The organism is Mesorhizobium sp. M0195, from assembly GCF_040322115.1.
Classification (GTDB): domain Bacteria; phylum Pseudomonadota; class Alphaproteobacteria; order Rhizobiales; family Rhizobiaceae; genus Mesorhizobium.
On record NZ_JAMYSV010000002.1, the window covers coordinates 295,664 to 316,409 of the forward strand.

General features: G+C 61.6%; 23 protein-coding genes. 11 read left to right on the forward strand and 12 right to left on the reverse strand.

The window, feature by feature from the left end; all coding sequences use genetic code 11:
- Window positions 1-5 precede the first annotated feature (5 nt).
- From NKJ12_RS06240 to NKJ12_RS06260, 5 genes are all read right to left on the reverse strand, one after another.
- Window positions 6-926, reverse strand: coding sequence for a pirin family protein (locus tag NKJ12_RS06240; RefSeq protein ID WP_352505222.1), 921 nt, complete (start codon window positions 924-926; stop codon window positions 6-8).
- Window positions 927-935: 9 nt separating this feature from the next.
- A complete protein-coding gene (locus NKJ12_RS06245; RefSeq protein ID WP_023716908.1) occupies window positions 936-1,202 on the reverse strand; it encodes a DUF2277 domain-containing protein in 267 nt (88 codons plus the stop codon).
- Window positions 1,203-1,311: 109 nt separating this feature from the next.
- Window positions 1,312-1,563, reverse strand: coding sequence for an exodeoxyribonuclease VII small subunit (locus tag NKJ12_RS06250; protein WP_031211056.1), 252 nt, complete (start codon window positions 1,561-1,563; stop codon window positions 1,312-1,314).
- A gap of 3 nt (window positions 1,564-1,566) precedes the next feature.
- Window positions 1,567-2,493 carry a histone deacetylase family protein gene (locus tag NKJ12_RS06255; protein WP_352476662.1) on the reverse strand — a complete coding sequence of 309 codons (927 nt, stop codon included), beginning with the start codon at window positions 2,491-2,493 and terminating at the stop codon, window positions 1,567-1,569.
- A 132-nt stretch (window positions 2,494-2,625) separates the two neighbouring features.
- Entirely contained in the window at window positions 2,626-3,279 is a 654-nt protein-coding gene (locus tag NKJ12_RS06260) for a TetR/AcrR family transcriptional regulator (protein ID WP_352505223.1), read from the reverse strand.
- Between the two features lie 118 nt (window positions 3,280-3,397).
- Between NKJ12_RS06260 and NKJ12_RS06265 the strand changes: the two genes are divergently transcribed.
- Window positions 3,398-4,621: an MFS transporter gene (locus NKJ12_RS06265; RefSeq protein ID WP_352505224.1), complete on the forward strand. Its 1,224-nt coding sequence runs from the start codon at window positions 3,398-3,400 to the stop codon at window positions 4,619-4,621.
- Window positions 4,622-4,680: 59 nt separating this feature from the next.
- On the opposite strand, the gene ribB is transcribed toward NKJ12_RS06265, so the two are convergent.
- Both ribB and aroC read right to left on the reverse strand, forming a co-directional pair.
- Entirely contained in the window at window positions 4,681-5,781 is a 1,101-nt protein-coding gene (ribB, locus tag NKJ12_RS06270) for a 3,4-dihydroxy-2-butanone-4-phosphate synthase (RefSeq protein ID WP_254818438.1), read from the reverse strand.
- 109 nt (window positions 5,782-5,890) lie between these two features.
- A complete protein-coding gene (gene aroC / locus NKJ12_RS06275; protein WP_352505225.1) occupies window positions 5,891-6,991 on the reverse strand; it encodes a chorismate synthase in 1,101 nt (366 codons plus the stop codon).
- Between the two features lie 275 nt (window positions 6,992-7,266).
- On the opposite strand from aroC, the gene NKJ12_RS06280 reads away from it, so the two are divergent.
- Window positions 7,267-7,530, forward strand: coding sequence for a DUF1344 domain-containing protein (locus NKJ12_RS06280; protein ID WP_023716902.1), 264 nt, complete (start codon window positions 7,267-7,269; stop codon window positions 7,528-7,530).
- A 63-nt stretch (window positions 7,531-7,593) separates the two neighbouring features.
- Here NKJ12_RS06280 and NKJ12_RS06285 read toward each other — a convergent pair whose 3' ends face one another.
- Window positions 7,594-8,181, reverse strand: a complete 588-nt coding sequence (locus tag NKJ12_RS06285) for a histidine phosphatase family protein (RefSeq protein WP_352476657.1) — start codon at window positions 8,179-8,181, stop codon at window positions 7,594-7,596.
- A 31-nt stretch (window positions 8,182-8,212) separates the two neighbouring features.
- The gene (gene fabI, locus NKJ12_RS06290) at window positions 8,213-9,031 is read right to left on the reverse strand and encodes an enoyl-ACP reductase FabI (protein WP_352476656.1); all 819 of its coding nucleotides are present in this window, start codon (window positions 9,029-9,031) and stop codon (window positions 8,213-8,215) included.
- Between the two features lie 500 nt (window positions 9,032-9,531).
- Between fabI and NKJ12_RS06295 the strand changes: the two genes are divergently transcribed.
- The 5 genes from NKJ12_RS06295 to NKJ12_RS06315 all read left to right on the forward strand — a co-directional run bounded on the left by NKJ12_RS06295 (window position 9,532) and on the right by NKJ12_RS06315 (window position 16,535).
- On the forward strand, window positions 9,532-12,699 hold the full coding sequence (locus NKJ12_RS06295; protein ID WP_352505226.1) for an ATP-binding protein: 3,168 nt from the start codon (window positions 9,532-9,534) through the stop codon (window positions 12,697-12,699).
- Window positions 12,699-13,847, forward strand: coding sequence for a YcaO-like family protein (locus tag NKJ12_RS06300; protein WP_352701611.1), 1,149 nt, complete (start codon window positions 12,699-12,701; stop codon window positions 13,845-13,847). Before NKJ12_RS06295 ends, NKJ12_RS06300 begins: the two co-directional genes overlap by 1 nt.
- A 61-nt stretch (window positions 13,848-13,908) precedes the next feature.
- A complete protein-coding gene (locus tag NKJ12_RS06305; protein ID WP_352505228.1) occupies window positions 13,909-14,577 on the forward strand; it encodes a TfuA-like protein in 669 nt (222 codons plus the stop codon).
- Window positions 14,578-14,662: 85 nt separating this feature from the next.
- Window positions 14,663-15,844: a gluzincin family metallopeptidase gene (locus NKJ12_RS06310; RefSeq protein ID WP_352689740.1), complete on the forward strand. Its 1,182-nt coding sequence runs from the start codon at window positions 14,663-14,665 to the stop codon at window positions 15,842-15,844.
- A gap of 28 nt (window positions 15,845-15,872) precedes the next feature.
- A complete protein-coding gene (locus NKJ12_RS06315) occupies window positions 15,873-16,535 on the forward strand; it encodes a hypothetical protein (RefSeq protein WP_352689741.1) in 663 nt (220 codons plus the stop codon).
- A gap of 148 nt (window positions 16,536-16,683) precedes the next feature.
- Here the strand turns inward: NKJ12_RS06315 and NKJ12_RS06320 are convergent, their stop codons facing one another.
- The gene (locus NKJ12_RS06320) at window positions 16,684-17,610 is read right to left on the reverse strand and encodes a DnaJ C-terminal domain-containing protein (RefSeq protein WP_352501969.1); all 927 of its coding nucleotides are present in this window, start codon (window positions 17,608-17,610) and stop codon (window positions 16,684-16,686) included.
- 100 nt (window positions 17,611-17,710) lie between these two features.
- On the reverse strand, window positions 17,711-18,172 hold the full coding sequence (locus NKJ12_RS06325; RefSeq protein ID WP_352470671.1) for an RT0821/Lpp0805 family surface protein: 462 nt from the start codon (window positions 18,170-18,172) through the stop codon (window positions 17,711-17,713).
- Between the two features lie 39 nt (window positions 18,173-18,211).
- On the opposite strand from NKJ12_RS06325, the gene pdxH reads away from it, so the two are divergent.
- The 4 genes from pdxH to NKJ12_RS06345 all read left to right on the forward strand — a co-directional run bounded on the left by pdxH (window position 18,212) and on the right by NKJ12_RS06345 (window position 19,888).
- A complete protein-coding gene (gene pdxH / locus NKJ12_RS06330) occupies window positions 18,212-18,829 on the forward strand; it encodes a pyridoxamine 5'-phosphate oxidase (protein WP_292663882.1) in 618 nt (205 codons plus the stop codon).
- Window positions 18,830-18,901: 72 nt separating this feature from the next.
- Complete coding sequence (locus tag NKJ12_RS06335; RefSeq protein ID WP_352476649.1) at window positions 18,902-19,147, forward strand: CopG family ribbon-helix-helix protein; 246 nt, start codon at window positions 18,902-18,904, stop codon at window positions 19,145-19,147.
- Window positions 19,144-19,437 carry a type II toxin-antitoxin system RelE/ParE family toxin gene (locus NKJ12_RS06340; protein ID WP_254818423.1) on the forward strand — a complete coding sequence of 98 codons (294 nt, stop codon included), beginning with the start codon at window positions 19,144-19,146 and terminating at the stop codon, window positions 19,435-19,437. Before NKJ12_RS06335 ends, NKJ12_RS06340 begins: the two co-directional genes overlap by 4 nt.
- Window positions 19,438-19,588: 151 nt before the next feature.
- Complete coding sequence (locus tag NKJ12_RS06345; RefSeq protein WP_352701612.1) at window positions 19,589-19,888, forward strand: hypothetical protein; 300 nt, start codon at window positions 19,589-19,591, stop codon at window positions 19,886-19,888.
- Window positions 19,889-19,960: 72 nt separating this feature from the next.
- Here the strand turns inward: NKJ12_RS06345 and NKJ12_RS06350 are convergent, their stop codons facing one another.
- Entirely contained in the window at window positions 19,961-20,713 is a 753-nt protein-coding gene (locus NKJ12_RS06350; RefSeq protein WP_352701614.1) for a crotonase/enoyl-CoA hydratase family protein, read from the reverse strand.
- Between the last annotated feature and the right edge of the window lie 33 nt (window positions 20,714-20,746).

Genomic DNA, 20,746 nt, shown 5'->3' on the forward strand with positions numbered 1-20,746 from the left:
GCGCATCAGCTTTCGGGCAGCGGGATGAACTCTTGCTCGTCTCCAGGAACGATATCGAAGCGGCCCGTCTTCCATTCTTCTTTCGCCTGCTCGATGCGTTCCTTTGAGGACGATACGAAATTCCACCAGATATAACGTTTCGAACCGAGCGAAGCGCCGCCAAACAGCATGAAATGGGCGCCGCCCTCCGATGAAACAACGATCTCATCGCCGGGCCGGAAAACCAGCAGCCGCTCGGCCGGGAAGCGGTCACCGGATATCGAAACCTCGCCTGCCAGCGTATAGATGGCGCGCTCCTCGGCGTCGGCCGGGATCTTCACGCTGGCACCCGGCGCCAACCTGAGATCGGCATAGAGCGTGTCCGAAGCGGTGGCGACCGGGGAGCGCAGCCCGGACAATGCACCGATGACGATACGGCCGCTGACACCCTCTGCATCGATTTCGGGCAGGCGCAGGGCCGCGGTGTTTTCGAAGACCGGCGCGACCTCTTCCTTGCCGTCCGGCAGCGCCAGCCATGTCTGCAGGCCGGAAACCGACATCGGCAAGCCGCGCAGTTCTTCCGGCGTGCGCTCCGAATGGACGATGCCGCGGCCGGCGGTCATCAAATTCACGTCGCCGGGCTGGATCACCATCTCGGTGCCGAGCGAATCGCGGTGCCTGATCTTGCCGTCGAACAGGTAAGTCACCGTCGACAGGCCGATATGCGGATGCGGGCGCACGTCGAGCGCCTGGCCGGCCCGCAGAACGGCTGGACCCATGCGGTCGAAGAAGATGAAGGGTCCGACCAGCCGGCGCCTGGCCGTCGGCAAGGCGCGGCGAACCTGAAATCCGCCGATGTCCTTGGCATTCGGAATGACCATCAGTTCGATCTGATCGCTGGCGAAGGCATCGCCCATCTGCGGATCGTTTCCGGGAAAGAAGCTCACGCGGTCCCCTCAGGCGAAGCGAAGTGCAGATTTGGCCTTCGCCTTGGCCGCCACCTCTTCGCGATTGCGCGGATGCTGCGTCGTCTCGAGGCTGTCGAGCAATTCACGCGCCGAGGCGGCAATGGCCTCGACGGCATGGTCGAACGCATGCTGGTTCTGTTTCGACGGCCGTGTCGTTCCGCTCAGCTTGCGGACAAACTGAAGTGCGGCATCGCGGACCTCGTCATTGGTTGCCGGCGGATCGAAATTGAACAGGGTTTTGATGTTTCTGCACATCGTTCGCAATCTCCTCTCGTCCTGGAGCCGTTTCAAACGGGATGAGTTTTACCCTCAATCGTGATGATGTCCAAAGCCGGTAAGCACAATCGTCGTTCGAGGCCGCGCCTCAGTCCGCATCCAGCGGCTCTGTCCCCACCGGCTTGCCGTCACGCGACAGCCTGATTTTCTCGACCTTGTCCTCGGCCGCTTTCAGCAGCCGGTCGCAATGCGCCTTCAGCGCCTCGCCGCGCTCGTAAATGCGGATCGACTGGTCGAGCGGCACGTCGCCGCGCTCCAGATCGTCGACGATCCGTTCCAGCGCCTCGAGCGCCTGCTCGAAGCTCATCGCCTTGACGTCCTCGTTGGTCTCACCAGCCATCATCTATCCCTTCATCAGCCGCCCGACATGGGCGGCGACCGAAAATGCCAATCCCTGCAGATCGTAGCCGCCCTCGAGAACGCTGACGAGCCGGTTGCGGCTATGGCGCCCGGCTCGTTCGAGCAACTGGCCGGTCGCCCAGTCGAAATCATCCTCGGTCAGGTTGATCTCGGCCAGCGGATCGCGGTGGTGGGCGTCGAAACCGGCGGAGATGATGATGAGATCGGGCGCAAAATTGTCGAGCGCCGGCAGGATGCGTGACAGAAAGGCGTCACGGAAAACATCGCTGCCGCTCTGCGGCGCCAGCGGCGCGTTGACGATGTTGCCGGCGCCGGTTTCGCTCGCGGCGCCGGTTCCCGGGTAAAGCGGCATCTGGTGTGTCGAGCAATAGAGCACCGACGGATCGTCCCAGAAGATGTCCTGCGTGCCGTTGCCGTGATGCACATCCCAGTCGACGACGGCGACACGGCCGGCGCCATGGTTCTTCTGCGCGTAGCGTGCCGCGATCGCCGCGGTGTTGAACAGGCAAAAACCCATGGAGGTGGTCTTTTCGGCATGATGGCCGGGCGGCCGTGCGGCGACGAAGACGTTCTCGGCACGGCCGGTGAAGACGTCATCGACCGCGGCGTTGGCAGCTCCGATCGCGGTCACGGCAGCCTGCCAGCTCTTCGGGCTGGCGGTGGTATCGGCGTCGATACGGGCGATGCCGGTGTCCGGTATCGCTGCACGGACACGTTCGACGAATTCGGGCGGATGCGCGTAGAGAATGGTTGCCTCGTCGCCTTCAGGCGCCTGGACGCGATCGAGCGCCGCGAAGGCCTCGTCGTCAAGCACACGCTCTATGGCGCGCAGACGGTCCGGCCGCTCCGGATGACCGGGCGGTGTTATGTGCTCGAGGAAAATCGGATGCGTGTAAAGTCTCGTGACCATGCCCCGATATAGGCGCGCCTTACCGCTTTGGCCATGTTTTCGCGCGCTGGTGACGCGATGTTCAACAGGGTTTAGGCAACCGGCGTCGGCCGAGCCCACCGCGAGCCGCCTGGGATTGGCGAAAAGATGATCTCAGGCCGGTGATCGGTCAACCTCGGGCTGCATCGCTGACGGTCGATCAGGTTGATGCAGCCTGCCGGTGCGATTGAGCAGCCCCTCCAGAAGAACCTTGAACGCCTTCACTGCCTTCTTCGACGTCGCTTCGGGATCGTTCGAATTTGCGATCCACTGCGCCGCATGCAGCGAGGCGCCGCTGACCAGCCTTGCCGCGGCTTCGGGATCGACGGCGAGAATTGTCCCCTCGTCGCTCAGTCTTTGCAGGCTCTCTGTCATCGAGCGGATGCATGTGCTCTGGCTTGGCCATTGCGATGGATCGCCGAGCACCGCCGGCCCGTCGCGAAGCACGATACGCTGGATCTCCGGCTCCAGCGCCATCTCGATATAGGCGGTGCATTCGTCGACAAAGCCCTGCCAGAGATTGTCCGGCTTGGCCGAAACGACCTTCAGCCGGGCTGCCATTTCGGCGTCGATCTCGGCGATAACCGCCTGGAGCAGGCCCTTCTTGTCGCCGAAGTGATGATAGAGCGCACCGCGCGTCAGCCCGGCCGATGCCGTGAAGTTATCCATCGAGGCTTCGGCATAGCCGAGCGTGCCGAAGGCCTGGCGCGCCGCGGCAATCAGTTTGGCGCGGGTCTCGGCAATCATCTCCTTGCGTGGTTTGTGCATGCACTGGCCCTATTAACATACGCTTCGCATGCCAATTGACATACGCCACGTATGATCTATTTAAACTCATACGCTACGTATGTAATCGCCGAACCGGCCGTTGTCGAGGAGCCAGACCATGCAAAATCCCTATTCCCAGATCTTTCGCGCGCCGGGCGCCAAGGGCTTTGCTGCCGCCGGGTTCGTTGCCCGGCTGCCGATGGCCATGGCTCCGATCGGGATCGTCGCAATGCTGTCGCAGACCGATGGCCAATACTGGCTGGCCGGTGCCGTTTCCGCGACATATGCGCTGGCCAACGCTTTCGTCGCCCCGCAGGTATCGCGACTGGTGGACCGCCTCGGCCAGACGCGGATTGTGGTGCCGACCACCATGATTTCCGCGCTCGCCTTCGCGATCCTGATTGCAGCGACCAATCAGCATTGGCCGATATGGACGCTATTCGTCTCGGCGCTGCTCGCCGCCGTCATGCCCAGCATCCCGGCAATGGTGCGCGCACGCTGGACCGAAATCTTCCGCAACCGCCCCGAGTTGAACACGGCGTTCGCCTTCGAGTCGGCGGCGGACGAACTGGTCTACATCGCCGGCGCATCGCTGTCGGTCGGACTGAGTGTCGCGCTTTTCCCGGAAGCGGGAGTGCTCGCGAGCACATTGTTCCTGGCCTTCGGTTCGACGGCCTTCATCCTGCAGCGCTCGACCGAACCGCGAGCGCGACCGGTGGAACACGGTTCGGGCGGCTCGGCAATCCGCCTGCGGCCGGTCCAGATCATCACCTTGGCCCTGATCTTCATCGGCGCGACCTTCGCCACCACGGAGGTGAGCACCGTGGCGATCACCAAGGAGCTTGGCCAGCCGGGCGCCGCCAGCTTCGTCATCGGCGTCTACGCGCTCGGATCGTTCGTCGTCGGCATCGTCATCGGCGCCCTGAACCTGAAAGTGCCGCTGCAGATTCAGCTTGCCATCGCAATCGCCATCATTGCGCTCACCACGCTGCCGCTGCTCGTCGCCGACACCGTGCCGCTGCTGGCACTGGCCGTCTTCGTCAGCGGCGTGGCAATCTCGCCGACCTTCATCACGGCATTCGGCCTGATCGAGCGGCGCGTGCCGGAGGCGGTGCTGACCGAGGGCGTGACCTGGGTGATGACCGGCATCGGCATCGGCATGGCGCTCGGCTCCTTCGCCGCCGGCTGGGTGGTGGACGCTTTCGGCGCGCAGAACGGGTTCTGGGTATCGGTGGCATCGGGCACAATCGCTTTGGCCATCGTGCTCGCCGGCCAGCGCAGCCTTGCCGCGCCGAACTGCGACATGGCGGCATGCGACGCAGCCGCGGTCGCTGCGGAATAGTTTCCGGTGCGTCCGGCCCCGAGCCGGGGCCGGACGCATACCAGCACCGTGAGAATGGCCTAAAGAATCTCGGTCTTGGCGATGTGGATGCCAAAACCTTCGAGGCCGACATAATGGCGCTCGCGCGAGGCGATCAGATTTATCGAGGAAATTCCGAGATCCTTGAGGATTTGCGCGCCGAGGCCGATCTCGCGCCATTCGTTTTCGCGGCGGCGAGCCTCTTCGTGATCCTCGCGGTCGCCGGCAGCCGGGCGCTTGCGCTCCTGATGGGCGACGCCGACTGAGCCTTCGCGCAGATAGACGATGACGCCGCGCTTACGCTCGCCCATCGTCTTCATGATGGCGTCCAGTCTGTGGCTGGTGCCGAACACGTCGCTGACCACGTCCTCGGAATGAAGGCGCACCGGCACCTCCTCGCCGTCGCGGATGTCGCCGAAGACGATCGCTACATGATGCATCGAATCCCAGGGCAGCGTGTAGGTGAAGACCTGTGCCTTGCCGCCTGCCGTCTCAATGTCGGAACAGGCGACACGCTCGACCAGCGTTTCCTTGCGCTGCCGGTAGGCGATGAGGTCGGCAACCGAGATCTGCTTCAACCCGTGCTTTTCGGCGAAGGCCTGCACCTGCGGGCCACGCATGACGGTGCCGTCATCGTTGACCAGCTCGGAAATCACGCCGACCGGCGGCAGGCCGGCGAGCTTGCAGAGGTCGACAGCGGCCTCGGTATGGCCCGAACGCATCAGCACGCCGCCTTCGCGTGCGATCAGCGGAAAGATGTGACCGGGCCGGACGAAATCGGAGGCGCCGACATTGCCGTTGGCGAGGTTGCGGACAGTCAGAGTACGGTCGTCCGCCGAAATGCCGGTCGTGGTGCCGTGCTTGAAATCGACGCTGACGGTGAAGGCGGTGGTGTGGGCCGAATCATTGTCGGCGACCATCGGCGACAGGTTGAGCCGCTTGGCTTCCTCGCGCGGCATCGGCGTGCAGACGATGCCCGACGTGTTGCGAACGATGAACGCCATCTTTTCCGGCGTGCAATGGACGGCGGCTACGATCAGGTCGCCCTCGTTCTCGCGGCCGTCATCGTCCATAACGACGACGATCTCGCCGCGCTCGAAGGCGCGCAGGGCTTCGACGATCTTCTTCTGGTCGTAAGGCATAAGTGCTCGCTTCGCTCGCAGGGAATAGGGGAGTAGGGCAGTACGGGAGTAGAGAAAAGGAAAAAATGCTGTCGTGGGAGCTGCGTAACCTACTCCCCTACTCTACTCCCTACTGCCTTCCCGTTTGTCCCCGATGACGCAGATAATGATCGGCAATGGCGCAGGCAACCATCGCCTCGCCGATCGGTACAGCGCGGATGCCGACGCACGGATCGTGCCGGCCCTTGGTCATGATCTCGACGTCGTTACCGTCCTTGTCGATCGACTTTCGCGGCGTCAGGATCGACGAGGTCGGCTTGACGGCGAAACGCGCGACGATCGCCTGGCCGGTCGAGATGCCGCCGAGAATGCCGCCGGCATTGTTGGACAGGAAGACCGGCTTGCCGTCATTGCCCATGCGCATCTCATCGGCATTCTCCTCGCCGGTGATGCGGGCGGCCTCGAAACCGTTGCCGATCTCGACACCCTTGACGGCGTTGATCGACATCAGGCCGGCGGCGATGTCCTGGTCGAGCTTGGCATAGATCGGCGCGCCAAGCCCGGCCGGAACGCCGTCGGCGACGATCTCGATGACCGCACCGACCGAGGAGCCCGCCTTGCGGATGCCGTCCAGATATTTGGTGAAGACGGCGACGGACGCCGGATCAGGTGTGAAGAACGGGTTTTCGGCGTCGCCGACGAAATTCCAGTTCCAATTGGCGCGATCGATCGATTTATCGCCCATGGACACCAGCGCGCCGCGCACCACCATGCCGGGCACGACCTTCCGGGCAAGCGCTCCGGCCGCCACCCGCGCCGCCGTCTCACGCGCCGAGGAGCGGCCGCCGCCGCGGTAGTCGCGCAGACCGTATTTGACCTCGTACGTGTAATCGGCATGGCCCGGCCGGAACTGGCGGGCGATGTCGCCATAATCCTTCGAGCGCTGGTCGACATTCTCGATCAGCATCGACACCGGCGTGCCGGTCGTGATCATCGTCTCGCCGTCCTCATCGAGGACGAAGCCGGACAGGACCTTCACCTCATCCGGTTCGCGACGTTGCGTCACAAAACGTGACTGGCCGGGGCGGCGCTTGTCGAGTTCGGCCTGGATCTCGTCGCGAGTGAAGCGGATGCCTGGCGGACAGCCGTCGACGACGCAGCCCAACGCCGGCCCGTGGCTTTCGCCCCAGGTGGTGACGCGGAAAAGATGGCCGAACGTGTTGTGCGACATGGAACCAGCCCTGCCGGCGTCGGAGCCGGCCTAGCGCATAACCCCGAAAATCGGAGCGATTTTCGGAAAGGATCATGCACAAAATCAAAAGTGCTACAGCGTCCTTTGCGCGTCCAGGAGGACGCGCGGCGCTGTCGCCTGCCTTCTATTGGCGTTTTCCACAGTGGTCAAACTGTGATCCGGCGGATTTAGTTTTGACACATTCGATTGGTTTCTGCTCAGTTCCGTTCCGTTGGACCGAGCCGCTGTACCGGCAATGATTAAAGAGGACGATGATGCGTATCCTGATTGGCGCTGTTGCCGCCACGCTGTTGATTTCCACCGCCGCCTTCGCCGGCCAGACCGAAGGCCTGATCAAGAAGGTCGACAAGGATGCGCTGACGCTGACGCTGGACGACGGCAAGTCCTACAAGCTGAACGCCGAAACCGACCTCGATGCGCTGAAGCCAGGCATGGACATCGTCCTCGCCTATGACGTGACGAATGGCGAGAATGTCGTCACCGATATGGAACTGCCGGACACCGGATCGACCGAGTAGGACGCGTCGACATTCAGCTGATGCCGGCCCGACCTGATCTCAACATACGCTGCGTCATCGGTCTCAAAGCCACTCCAGGCGCCGGCCGTCCAGTCTGAGCACGCGGTCCTGCGGCACGTCCATGCTGACCGCATCTTGTTCGGACATCCCCAGTACCAAGCGGAACATTACGCGCATGACGCCACCATGGGTCACGCAGACCGTCTGGCGATCGAGCGCGTCGAACCACGGCTTCACCCGTTCGAGCAGCATCTGATAGCTTTCGGCGCCTTCGCCGGGCGGCTGGAAATTCCATTTATCGAGCCGGCGGCGCCTGGTCGAACCAGGATTGTTCGCCTCGAGTTCGGCAAAGGTGAAACCCTGCCAGTCGCCAAAGCTCAATTCCACGAGCAGCGGCTCGGTACGATAGGCGTGCGGATCGAGCTTCATCGCCGCGCGCAGGCGCTCCATCGTCTCGCGCGTGCGCCGCATCGGGCTGGCGACAAAGTCGAAATCTTCGGGCTTGTCGATGAGTTCGGCCAGCCTGCGCCCGTTGCGGCTAGCCTGCTCGCGGCCAAGCTCGTCGAGGTCGGTATCGGCCTGCCCCTGCAGCCGGGCCTCGGCGTTCCACGCCGTCTGGCCGTGGCGCACGATATAGACGAGCGGGTACATCAGGTCTTCCGGAGGAGGTCAGGCGGTGGCGTCAGTCCTTGACCGTCGAAATATCCGGCGCGTCGACCGCCTTCATGCCGACAACATGATAGCCGGAATCGACATGATGGATCTCGCCGGTGACGCCACGCGAAAGGTCGGACAGGAAATAGACGCCGGAATCGCCAACCTCCTCCTGCGTGACCGTCTGCTTCAACGGCGAATTGTATTCGTTCCATTTCAGGATATAGCGGAAATCGCCGATGCCGGATGCGGCAAGCGTCTTGATCGGGCCGGCGGAGATCGCGTTGACACGGATCTTCTTGGCGCCGAGATCGACGGCCAGATAGCGCACGCTGGCTTCGAGTGCCGCCTTGGCGACACCCATGACGTTGTAGTGCGGCATCACCTTTTCCGCGCCGTAATAGGTCAGCGTCAGCAGCGAGCCGCCGTCGGTCATCAGCGCCTCGGCACGTTTGGCAATGGTCGTGAAGGAATAGACCGAAATATCCATGGTGCGCAGGAAATTATCGCGCGTCGTCTCGACATAGCGGCCGGTCAGCTCGTCCTTGTCGGAAAAGGCGATAGCGTGGACGAGGAAATCGAGCTTGCCCCAATGGCTGGCGATATCGGCGAACACCGCATCGAGGCTGGCCGGGTCGGTCACATCGCAGTGGCCGGCGACATGCGCGCCCAGTTCCGCCGCGAGCGGCTCGACACGTTTCTTGAACGCCTCGCCCTGATAAGTCAGCGCGATCTCGGCGCCGTGATCGACACAGGCCCTGGCGATGCCGTAAGCGATCGAGCGATTGTTGGCGATGCCAAGGATAAGGCCGCGCTTGCCGGCCATAAGGCCCCGTTCACCCGCCATGTCAGCGCTCTCCGCAAGGTTCTCTGCTTTGTGGAGTGCCTATCGCACAGCCACAGTGCCCCTTCAAGCGTTCAAAGCGGACAGTTCGGGGGACAAAGCCGCTGGTCTACAGAGCCGCGCGTCCTTTCGGGCGCGCAAAGGACGCTGTAGCGCTTTGACCTTGCAGCCGTGGGCCAGTGGAAAAATCCGACGCCAGTATCGGTGTCACGGCGGAAGATGACCCTTTGGCGGAAGTTTCGTTGGCCAGCGGCCGAAGTCACGGTCATGACCCCGAGCCGACTTCCATACTTTGGGCCGTGGACGACCGCTTTGCGGTGCGCCGGGAGCGGACGTCTGGGCTTAGGCCGTCGAATGTCTGCCTTTGGACAAAAAATTTGACGTTGAGTCCGCCAACCCACAGGCGAGAGGTCCTGAGCAGCCGTCGCACCTTCCGGCGATCGCCGCTCAGTAATTTGTGCTCTGTCATACTTTTGATAGTATGCCCTGTCAGCGAGGGTGACATGTCGCATAAGAGCCGAGTTGATGTTCCGAAGGCGGGGACTGGCTCGCGCCTTCCGATCGGCAAAGGGTTGATGGATGACGGTGTCGAGACCCGTCACGAACGGCGCATACTAACCGCTCTTTGCTACGATCTCGTAGGCTCCACCGAGCTGCTGGGCCTGCTCGGCATCGAAGATTTTGAGGAACTTATCTTGGCGTTTCAAATGGCCGCCAAGGAAGCGATTGTATCGTGCTCCGGAACCGTGACGGTCGAGGTCGGCGACGGCGGCGTCGCTGTGTTCCCAGTCGATCTGGGTGCGAAGGATGCGGCGTCGCTGACGATCAGCGCCGGGCTTGGGATCGTCAGGGCGTGCAAGCTCCTTGCCGCGGAGAAAGGGAGGAGCGACCTGCATGTAAGGGTAGGCGTGGCGACCTCGATGACGCTAATCCTGAAGGGCGACACCGCTGTAGCGCAGGACACGGTAACCGGCCCTGCATTTGCGCTGGCAACCAGGCTGCAGGCAATTGCCCGGCCGGATACCGTCGTCGTGTGCAACGAGACGCGTAATCTGGCACGGCGCTCACACGTATTTAGCTTCTACGGTTCTCACGTCATCAAAGGCTTCGCGCAACCCGAGCAGGTCTGGCAGGCGCTGAGTCACAAGCGGGGGGTAGACCGTTTCTCCGCGTTCGGACGCCTCACCAGCCCCTTGGTCGACCGTACGGATGAGGCCGAGCTGATCCACGAATGTTGGAATGAGGCCGTTTCGGGACGTGGCCAAGTCGTAGTGATCGAGGGCGAGGCCGGCATTGGCAAGTCGCGCATCCTACACGAGGTGCGCCGGCGAACGCGCTTCCAACGCAACAGGTTGCTCCTCTTCCAATGTATGCCAGGCGACTCGCGTTCGACGCTGTATCCACTGCGGCAGGCGATGCTGGGCAATTTCGACGACGGCGAGCGTGCACTCACCCCTGCGCTTGTAGCAGAGGTGTTCGCAGCACATGACATTCACGACGCCGAAGTCGTCGACATCTTTTCTTTTCTGCTCGGCGTGGAAGGCGCGAGGTCCGGTTTCCATGAGATGGATCCGGAAGTGATCCGAGAGAAAGCCGGTTGGGCTGCGCGCCATGCGTTACAAGCAACGTGCGCCAGTGGCCCAGTGATCTTGATCGCTGAGGATATTCACTGGATCGACCTTACGTCGAAGCAACTGCTGGGTGAACTTGCAAAACTGGTTCCTAGTTGCCCCGTGCTCTTGATCGCAACGACGAGGCCGGGATCTGGCGACTGGCTGGATGAAAAAAGCAAGCATGTCCTGCTCGCTCCCCTTGAGCATGCCGACACCTTGCGGGCAATCGCGACGATGTGGCCTCAGGGCAAGCGAGCGCCCGCGCCTGAGCTGATAGAGTTGGTCGAGCGCGTCACCGGCGGTGTACCCCTGTTCATCGAGGAGGTTTGCCAATGGATGGCGGAGAATGCCGCTAGCGGTACTGAGCACCTGCCACAGGGTGTTTCGCTCGGCCGCGCGGCGGTGTTGGAAACAGTGTTGGACGCCCGGCTCGAGCCTCTCGGCCGCGCCCGCGAGGTGGCGCGCGCGGCCGCCGTCGCCGGCAACAGATTCAGCCTGGACTTGCTGTCGGCGCTCTTGCCGGAATTTGACCCGGGCACAATCTCTGCGGCGCTCAATGCCCTGGCCGAGGCTGGCTTCGTACGCGCCAGGCATGCAGCAGCAACAGTGTACGCGTTTCGGCATGCGCTTATCCAAGAAACGATCTATAGTGGAACACTACGGAAACGGCGCCGGACCCTGCATCAGCGTCTTTATGCGGTGGCTAGTGGCAACCGCAGCCTCGTTGGCTGGCTAACAACGGCAGCTCTTGCCGATCATGCTGAGCGAGGTGGCCTGCTTGACGAAGCGATCGGCGAGTTCGTCAATGCCGGCATGGAAAGCTCGTCCCGCTCGGCTATGGCTGAGGCAAGGCAGCTGCTCGAGCATGCCATTGCGCTTTGCGGGCAGGTTTCTGATCATGACAAACGGGATGCGCTGCGGCTCTCGGCGATGGTGGCGCTCGGGCCGATATTGACCGCTGTCGAAGGGCCAAATTCCGAGCACGCCCGCAGGCTCTACGACGAAGGCGTAAATATCGCACGGCGTCGGCCGATAGCGGAGCGCGCCAAGTGGTTCCCGATCTATTGGGGTTGGTGGTTCACGGGTTCGGTCGTTGATGGCGAGCGGGCGCAGGCCGTCGTCAGTGATCTAAAGGAGGTTAACGACCCCGAGATTCAGCTTCAGGCTAGGCACTGCTTGTGGGCAGTCGATTTCAATCGCGGAGACCATGGTGGATGCATAGCCGCGGTTGATGCTGGATTGCCGCACTATGACGTGGGCCAGGGGCACGCGAATGCCACGCGTTTTGGGGGGCACGACGCGCGCGTGTGCGGCTTGGCGCATCGTGCACTGTCGCTGTGGTTCTCGGGACGTGCAACGAGCGCTCTCCGCTCCATGTCGGAGGCCCGCCGCTGGGCTCAGCAGACTGGCCATGTCAGCAGCATCGCGCATGCCTGTATCAACGGCGCGATGCTGAGTTGCTATCGCCGCGACTTCGCTTCGTTGCGTGACGTGATTGAGGATCTGCGGCAGCTGACCGCGCTTCATCACCTGCCTTCGCTAGTCGTCTCGGCACAAATCTTCGAGGGCTGGTGCGATGGCAACGCTGGCCACCTCGAGCGGGGCAAGGACAAGATGCGTGAGGCCCTCGGCCTGCATGGACAAGTGCAGACACCTGAGGACGAGCCCGTCTATTGCGGCATGCTGGCGGAACTTCTCGCGCGCTCGGGTGAGATCAGTGGCGCGCTTGCCCTGCTTCATTCGGCGGTGGCGCAGGCCGAGGCGGGTGGCAGTCGATATTGGCTGGCGGAACTACATCGGCGAATTGCACAACTTCTCGTCCTTGACGGCGCGGCAGCTGGCCAGGTGGCAGCTGCCCTTGAGAAGAGCCTCAATACTGCAGCCGAGCAAAATGCCGTGCCCATCCTCATCGCGGCCTACGAGACGCTCAGCGTGTCAAATCTCTCGCCCGTCCTGCTTCGGAGCTACAACGACCGTATCGAAGCGGCAAGGAAGTCGGTTGAGCCCGGCGAACCGCTGATCGTCAACCCTGAGCCGGAACTGCGGGCCAGCCGATAGTGGAACAATATGAGCGCCTTGGTCCTCCGGCAGACGAAGCGCTGACGTATCTGATGTCGATGCGACAAGCGTTGGGCATCACCCGTATTGCGGACATTACCGGCCTGGACCGTGTCGGCATCCCGGTCGTGCAGGCAACGAGGCCGTTCTCGTTTTCAAACGCGGTCGCGCAGGGAAAGGGTGCCAGCCTGGCTCGCGCTGCCATATCGGCCATTTTGGAATCCGCTGAGAGCTTTTTCGCCGAGCGCATCGAATATCTTGATGCAGCTTACGCTTCGGCCACTTTACTCGGCATACCCTACGGGCGATTTGAGACGTGGCTGCGAGAGCCCGCCCCTGCTGATTGGCGCGGCCGAAAAATCGCTTGGATGGAGGCGGAGAACCTGCTGGGCGGCGGCCGCGACTTCGTTCCGCTGGAATTGGTGCACACGGCCTATCTCGTACCGCCCAGCCCCTGTGACGGAATTTTCACGCCAACCACAACCGGACTGGCGGCCGCGCTTGATGAAGCAGACGCCATCACACACGGCATATTGGAATGCGTCGAACGCGATGCGATCGCCCGCGCTCTCAAGACGCATGGTTTTCTGCAACACCAGCGAATCGATCCAGCGACCATCGATGACGCAAGGGTCTTGGCTTTATTGGATGAACTCGCACGAAAAGACATGATCGTCGGCCTTTGGCTCGCGCCGTCGCCTGTTGGCCTGCCTGTGATTTGGTGCCATCTGATGGAGAGCAATCCTCGAGAGACGGCATTGCTCCATCTGCCGGCCGACGGCTCGGCCGCTGCATTCGATCCGGCGGCAGCTGCCGTCCAAGCGATCCATGAGGCGGCGCAGGCGCGGCTTGCGGCGATCTCGGGTGCGCGCGACGACATGACCCGGGCGTCTTATCCGAAATATCCCGACTGGCAGCTTATCGAGGCGCACCGCCAGCTGATCACCGGCGGCCGCAAGGACGTGAGTTTCGCCCGCCAGCCTGCCGATCGAGCGGCGAGCGGGCAGACCTTGCGTGGCAGCCTTCTCGCACGACTGGAGGAAAGCGGAATCAGCGCGGTGTATCTGATCCGCCTCAACACCAGCCCTTGGAACCGACTGTCGGCCGTCAGGATAGTTATCCCGCAATTGTACCCTTTAGTGGAGTGACCGGATGCGACCTCGGCTCGTTTTCACCGGCCCCACGCTATCGCATCCAGAGGCACAGCAGGTGGCCGACGTGATCTGCCTGGCGCCCGCGGTACAAGGCTCGATCATAGCCGCGGTGCAGCGTTATGACCCGGCTGCAATTGTCATCATAGACGGCGCTTTCCAGGCTGAGCCGGCAGTGAGGCACAAGGAGATACTGTGGGCGATCAGCCAGGCCATCCCGGTAATTGGTGCGGGAAGCATGGGAGCCTTGCGAGCCGCCGAGCTTTACCCGTACATGCACGGCGTTGGCCTTATCTATCGATGGTATCGCCGCTTCGCTTTCCTGCCTGATGACGCAGTGGCAGTGCTGTACGGTCCGAAGGCGGTGAATTTTTCGCCACTAACGCACGCTTTGGTTGATTTGCGAATAACCGTCCGCGCCGCTTGGAGGCGGAACCTGATCTCCACCGATTTGTCAGGAAAGCTTGGGAATACGGCCCGGAACCTCAATTTTAGGGAACGTACGCTGTCGCGAATGGTCCGCGAGACATTACCGGAAGCCGGTGACCATGATATCGAAGCCTGCCGGCAAATTCTCGCAGGAGCTTTCGTTCAGCAAAAGAAACGCGACGCACTGTCGGCTCTGCAACTTATGAGAGAAAAGGCATTGGTGCCGGCGGAATTGAAGAATTTCAGAATGACGGTCGCGTTTGTCCAGGATTTGGAGGACGCCGGCTTAGCAATCTGACGACAGAGTTGCCGGTGATACCTGGTGCAATTTACGAAGTGCAGGCTTCGTGCTAGTGTTGCCGACTATGAGAGGGGCCGCGCAGTTGAACGCGCTCGATGTCGCCGGTCGGGCGGGGATGTCGGCTGGAACGCGCTTCCTGCTATACCCACAAGCGCCTCACGTTTCTGGGTACGAGAAACCCGAGGCGGTCTGGATTTCAACATCGCCTGGTTTGATCCATCCGGGCCCGGAGGATCATCGCATATATGTGCGTGATCCCGTGCTGGACAAGCAGCCGTACGAGTATCCTTACCTGCCGCCCTTTGTTGGCGCGTATTTCCCACCAGCCGGACCCGGCCTTGATGGTCATTTCGACCACCTCTCTCTTCAGTCGCGCCAGTTCCTGGCAGCGCATGCGTTCGCGGCCGCGAGCCGGGTGCTGGACATCTGGGAAAGCTATCTGGGCAAGCCGATTGTCTGGTACTTCGCCGAAACATACGAGCGGCTTGAGATCATTCCCTGGCTTGACTGGGAGAATGCGCAATCGGGGTTTGGATATCTGGAGCTTGGCCGCGAGCGTGGAGCCGACGGGCGCGGCCATCCGTACGCCCTCAACTTCGACGTGATCGCGCACGAAATGGGTCACGCCATACTCTTTTCTCTCTTCGGAGTGCCCACGCAAGGCCTGCAGGACGGCGACTTCGGGCCGTTCCACGAAGCCAACGCCGATCTTATTTCGCTGCTTTCGTTCCTGCATTTCGACAGCGGGATGGATCGATTGTTACGGCACAGCCAGGCAAACCTGCTTGTCCTCAACGAGCTCAACCGCATCGCCGAACTGACGGGCGACCGCCAGATCCGCCTTGCCAGTAACTCGCGCAAGATGACGGAAGTGACCGAAGAGATTCATGACCGGTCTCGCCCATTCACGGGAGCGGTGTTCGATACTCTGGTCGATCTCTACCATGCCGGCCTGGTGCGGCAGGGCTTGGCCGACGAGCGCCTGCTTGGCTTCGACATCAGGCAGGTTGGCGAAGCCGACATGCGGCACATCTCCGACTTCACGGGCGATGCATTCCGGGCCCGTCCGTTCCTTTTTAAGACCGAGCTAATCAAGGCGCGCGACGATGTCGCGCTTGGGCTTGCGCGCGCGTGGACACGCCTCGATGCCGATCATCTCACATTCGCAGTCGCAGCCTCCACCATCATCGAAGTGTCCGACCGCATCCGCCCGGCCATAGCGGCAAGCTTCGAAGAGAATTTCAGGTGGCGGGAAATTTTATGAATTGGTGATTGCAACGGAGGGTAACAACATGAGCGACGATTTTCATCGACCGACTTACACCACGAAAGATCCCCATGGAGCATTTAACGCCACACAAGTGCGCCTCTATGGAATACCTGGTCTTGGTCTTCCTATATCAAGCAAAAAGAAAAAGACACTGGAGCCAATAACAGGAAAATACAAGAATCATTCTATAATAATAGCAAAGATACTTGATGACGGCGATCCTGATGACAAAAGAATTTTACGGTTTAAGAAATATCTTAGTAAAACCCCACCTAACAATAGCAGTTATGTGTTTGTTAATTCGATCGTAAATAGGTTTATGCTTATGCTTGGGGCGATTGATATAAACCCAGCAAATGGTGATAAAGAAATACTTAGTTGCGGTATAATATTTGGATATGCCTACGAGGGTCATACTTATGATCTCCCGAAGCCCAAGGTAATGTTAATTCCAGCAAATCCGGAGGCAGATATTCCTGAAGACGACTCCAACTATAAATCCAAGGAGAGTGAAGGATACGCCGTCTGGATCGTTGATAAGCTCGACAAATGCGTGGAGATTGAAGTGAATCAGGGTTTCGTCGAGCAGATTGTTCTTGACGCGAATCTACCGGGCAAAAGCTCGCCCACAATGTACGCGTCCCGAATGATGATGGGGCACCGCGGGGGAAGACTTGGCGACTGATAGACGCTAGATCTAGTGCGCGCATGGCCGATCGCGAGTTGTGGTCGGCCAGCCCAGTGGCGCTGGTTGCTCGTTTCCTGTCAATAACCGACGCGGCATGAAACCACTCACGCCCGCTTACGACGTCAAGCGCCGGCCTTTTCGACCGTCAGCGCTTTCGCCGGCGCATCAGCGCCTCTAGCTCGGCGTCGCCGCCTTCCGGCAGCATCAGCCGCACGTGCGCGTAGAGGTCGCCGTGACCGCCGGCCTTTTCCGGCAGGCCCCTGCCCTTCAGCCGCAGAACCTTGTCCGAGCTCGACCAAGGGGGGACGTTGACCGCAATCCTGCCGGTCGGGGTTTCGACTGCCACCTTGGCGCCATGCACCGCATCGGCCAGTTCTACCGGCAGGTCGACATGCAGGTCGCGGCCCTCGACGCGGTAGCGCGGGTGCCGGCGGAAACGGATCTTGACCAGCGCATCGCCCGGCTGCCCCGGTCCTTGCTCACCCTGGCCTTTCAACCGGATGGTCTGGCCGTCCTCGACATAGGCCGGCAACTTGACCGCCATCTTGCGGCCGTCGGGGAACATCGCCGTCACTTTCTCGGCGGTGGCGGCTTCCTCGATGGTGACGTCCAGCGTCACGTTGAGATCTGCGGCCGTCGGCGCCTGACGGCGGCCGCCCGTGCCGGCGCCGCGCTGCTGGCTGAAAGCATCGCCGAAGATCTGGCTGAAGATGTCGCTGTTGCCGTCGAACGGGTCACCACCGGGACGGCCCGTGCGGAATTCGAAATGCGCGCCGCCCGGCCCTTGCTGCCGGCGGAAACCGGCGAAAGGATCGGCGCCGCCGGCCGCACTCTCGAAACCCTGAAACCGCGGTTTGCCTTCGGCGTCGATCTCACCGCGATCGAAAGCCGCCCGGTTCTTCTCGTCGCCGACGATCTCGTAAGCCTGATTGGCGGCGGCAAAACGCTCCTTTGCCTTGGGATCCGGATTCTGGTCCGGATGATACTTCTTGGCGAGCTTCCGGTACGCCGATTTTATGTCCTTGGCCGATGCGTTCTTGGCAACGCCCAGCACCTCATAGGGGTCGCGCATGCTTACTGCCCTGGAGAAGGAGTGGTTCCATGATCGCCTCCTATATGCGCTTGCATAGGAAGAAATTCCAGTGGCTTACCGCTATATAGCCGGCGGAAAATCAGAGCGCCTTGAAGTCCTGCATTCGCCAGGCGCTGCCGCCGGCCAGGCATACTTCGCCTTTGAACAGCGCGACGCCGTCGAAGCTCTCGCGCGACGCGGTGAAGCGACGGCATGTCTCACCGTTAGCCCTGAATTCTGCGAGCTCGGTGATGGAGCCGCGCGAGCCGGTGTCGGCATTCGCCCAGGGAATGGCCTGCCCGGCCAGTTGCTCGACGTCGGCGGAGGACACGGCGTTGCGGATCGTAGCCTGGTCGGAAGCGCGGTCCTGATCGAGCGGCGTGACTGAGGCCGGCGTGCTCGAGGTCAGTATCGAGCGGTCCACCTCCGCCTGCTCCAGGCTGAAGCCGCCCCCGCCACAGGCGGCAAGCGGCAGGATGATTGTCACGATCATGGCTTTGGCGCTGGCCGAAGCGATAACGCTCCATTGCCCACTGTCAAAAGCTTGCGCGATACGCGACAATCGGCAATCTCCCCAGCCGGCGACAAATTTGGGAAAACTATGAGCGAAACCGGGTTAACAAGCGGTGACTTTACCGAGGCGGCGGAGCCGTTCCGGCTTTTTGCGGCGTGGCTCGACGACGCTACGAAGAGCGAGATCAACGACCCCAACAGCGTGGCGCTGGCGACGGTCGATGCCGAGGGCATGCCGAATGTGCGAATGGTGCTGCTCAAGGGGTTCGATGAGGGTGGCTTTGTCTTCTACACGAATTTCGAGAGCGCCAAGGGCCGCGAGATCCTTGGCAGCATGAAAGCAGCGATGTGCTTCCACTGGAAATCTCTGCGCCGGCAGGTGCGGGCGCGGGGCCCGGTGGAGATTGTCACCGACGCCGAAGCCGATGCCTATTATGCGACGCGTCCGCGCGGCAGCCGCATCGGCGCCTGGGCCTCCAAGCAGTCGCGGCCGCTGGAAAGCCGCTTCGCGCTGGAAAAGGCGGTTGCCGAATATACGGCGCGCCACGCGATCGGCGACATCCCGCGGCCAAAACACTGGTCGGGCTTCCGCATCGTGCCGCAGACAATCGAGTTCTGGCACGACCGTCCGTTCCGGCTGCACGACCGTGTCGTCTTTTCGCGCAACGCCGAGGGCGGCTGGGACAAGGTGAGGCTTTATCCGTAGAGGACGATGCGGCAATCCTTGACGAACCACTTTGGTTCACTAATAATCATAGTGAACCAGAGGAATGTGGCCATGACGGCTTTTACCGTGCGCGTTCGTGACGAAACTGCAGACCGGCTAGACCAGCTTGCCGAGAAGCTCGACCGCTCGCGCTCCTACGTGGCTGCGAAGGCCATCGAGGATTTTGTAGCCCGTGAGGAATGGCAACTCGCCGAGATAGAGGCAGGATTGGCTGAAGCCTCGCAAGGCGATTTTGCGGGTGCCAGCGACGTAGAGGCTGTCGTTAGAAAATACGTTAAATCCACCCGCCAGGCATGAGCCATAAGCGAATCCGCTGGACCAAGCGGGCGTTGCGGCGGCTTGATGAAATCGGCACGCATGTTGAGAAAGACAATCCCGAGGCGGCCGCGAGGATCATTGCGCGTATCGTAACGGCGGCGGAACATCTCACCGAACAGCCGGCGATGGGGCGCATCGGGCGCATCAAGGGGACACGGGAACTCGTCTTGGTCGATGTGCCGTATATCGTCCCTTGTCGCATCGACGGCGAAACTGTCGAAATCCTCACCGTCATGCACGCCGCGCAGCGCTGGCCGCAGACCATGTAAGATCAGGCTCCTGCGCGACCCATGCCGGGCTATAGAGACCTGGAGTTTCCAATCCCACGATCACGATCTCGTGTGCGTGAAACGTTCCAGCGTGCCGCAACGAACCAGGAAAGGGCTCAACGCGCCGCTGGCGCAAATTCAGGAGGAAGCAATGCATTCACTCAGGTTGGTCACGATAGCCGGTCTTGCCGGCTTTTTCGCTTCGCAAGCCTTTGCGGAGGAGGCGATGGGGACAATGACGATGATGAAGGGTGGGGAGGTCATGGCGATCATGCCCGATGGGCATATGGGCACCATGATGCCCGACGCGAAGATGAGCGCCGAAATGATGAAAATGGCGAAACCGATCAAGCATTGCATGATGTTGATGACCGACGCCAAAGGCAAGACATTCATGATCGACACGTCTTCGGCAAAGGCCCAGGCCGAATGTAAAAAAATGGCGATGTGACAAAGAGAGCATGGCGAAACCGCCCGCCGGTTGCTGCCGGCGGGTCCACGATGCGAGACAAGGCCAGATGGTCTAGGCCTTTTTCCTGGCCATGAAGGCCGTCAAGGCTGCGCGGGCCTCGTCGGATTTGAGCCGCTCGCGGAAATGCTGGCTTTCCTTGCCGATGCGCTCGACAAGGTCGTCGCGCGAGCCGCGCATCAGATCGCGCGCGATCCTTAGCGCTTGCGGCGGTTTGGCAGCGACCTGGCCCGCCGCCGCCAATACCGATGCTTCGAGTGCCTCTTCCTCGACCACCTCGTAGATCAGCCCGGCGGCCTTGGCGCGCTCGGCCGAAAAGCCCTCGCCGAGGCCAAGTAGCGCGAAGGCGCCTTGCCGGCCAAGGATCTGCGGCGCGAGCAGGCTCGATCCTGCCTCCGGCACAAGGCCGAGATCGACGAAGGGCGTCCGGAACATTGTGCGCGGCGTGGCGAAGGTCAGGTCGCAATGCAGGTTGAGCGTGGTGCCGATACCGACCGCAATGCCGTCGACGCCGGAAACCATCGGCTTCTCCGCTTTGGCCAGCGCCATCAGGAAATCCCAGACTTCGGTACCGCCTTCGCCGCCCGAGGCGACGACCATGAAATCAGCAAGGTCGTTACCGGACGAGAAGGCACCGGGCACGCCGAGAAAGACATGGACGCGGATCGTCGGATCGGCGTCGCCGCCGGCAAGAGCCGCCGACATCGTCGCGTACATGGCGCGGGTCAGGGCGTTCTTCTTGTCCGGACGGTTCATGCGGATGATCTGGATGGCACCCTGGCGTTCGACGAGGATGTGGTCTGTCACTGATTGGTCCTTTGTGAATTTCGGGCATTGTGA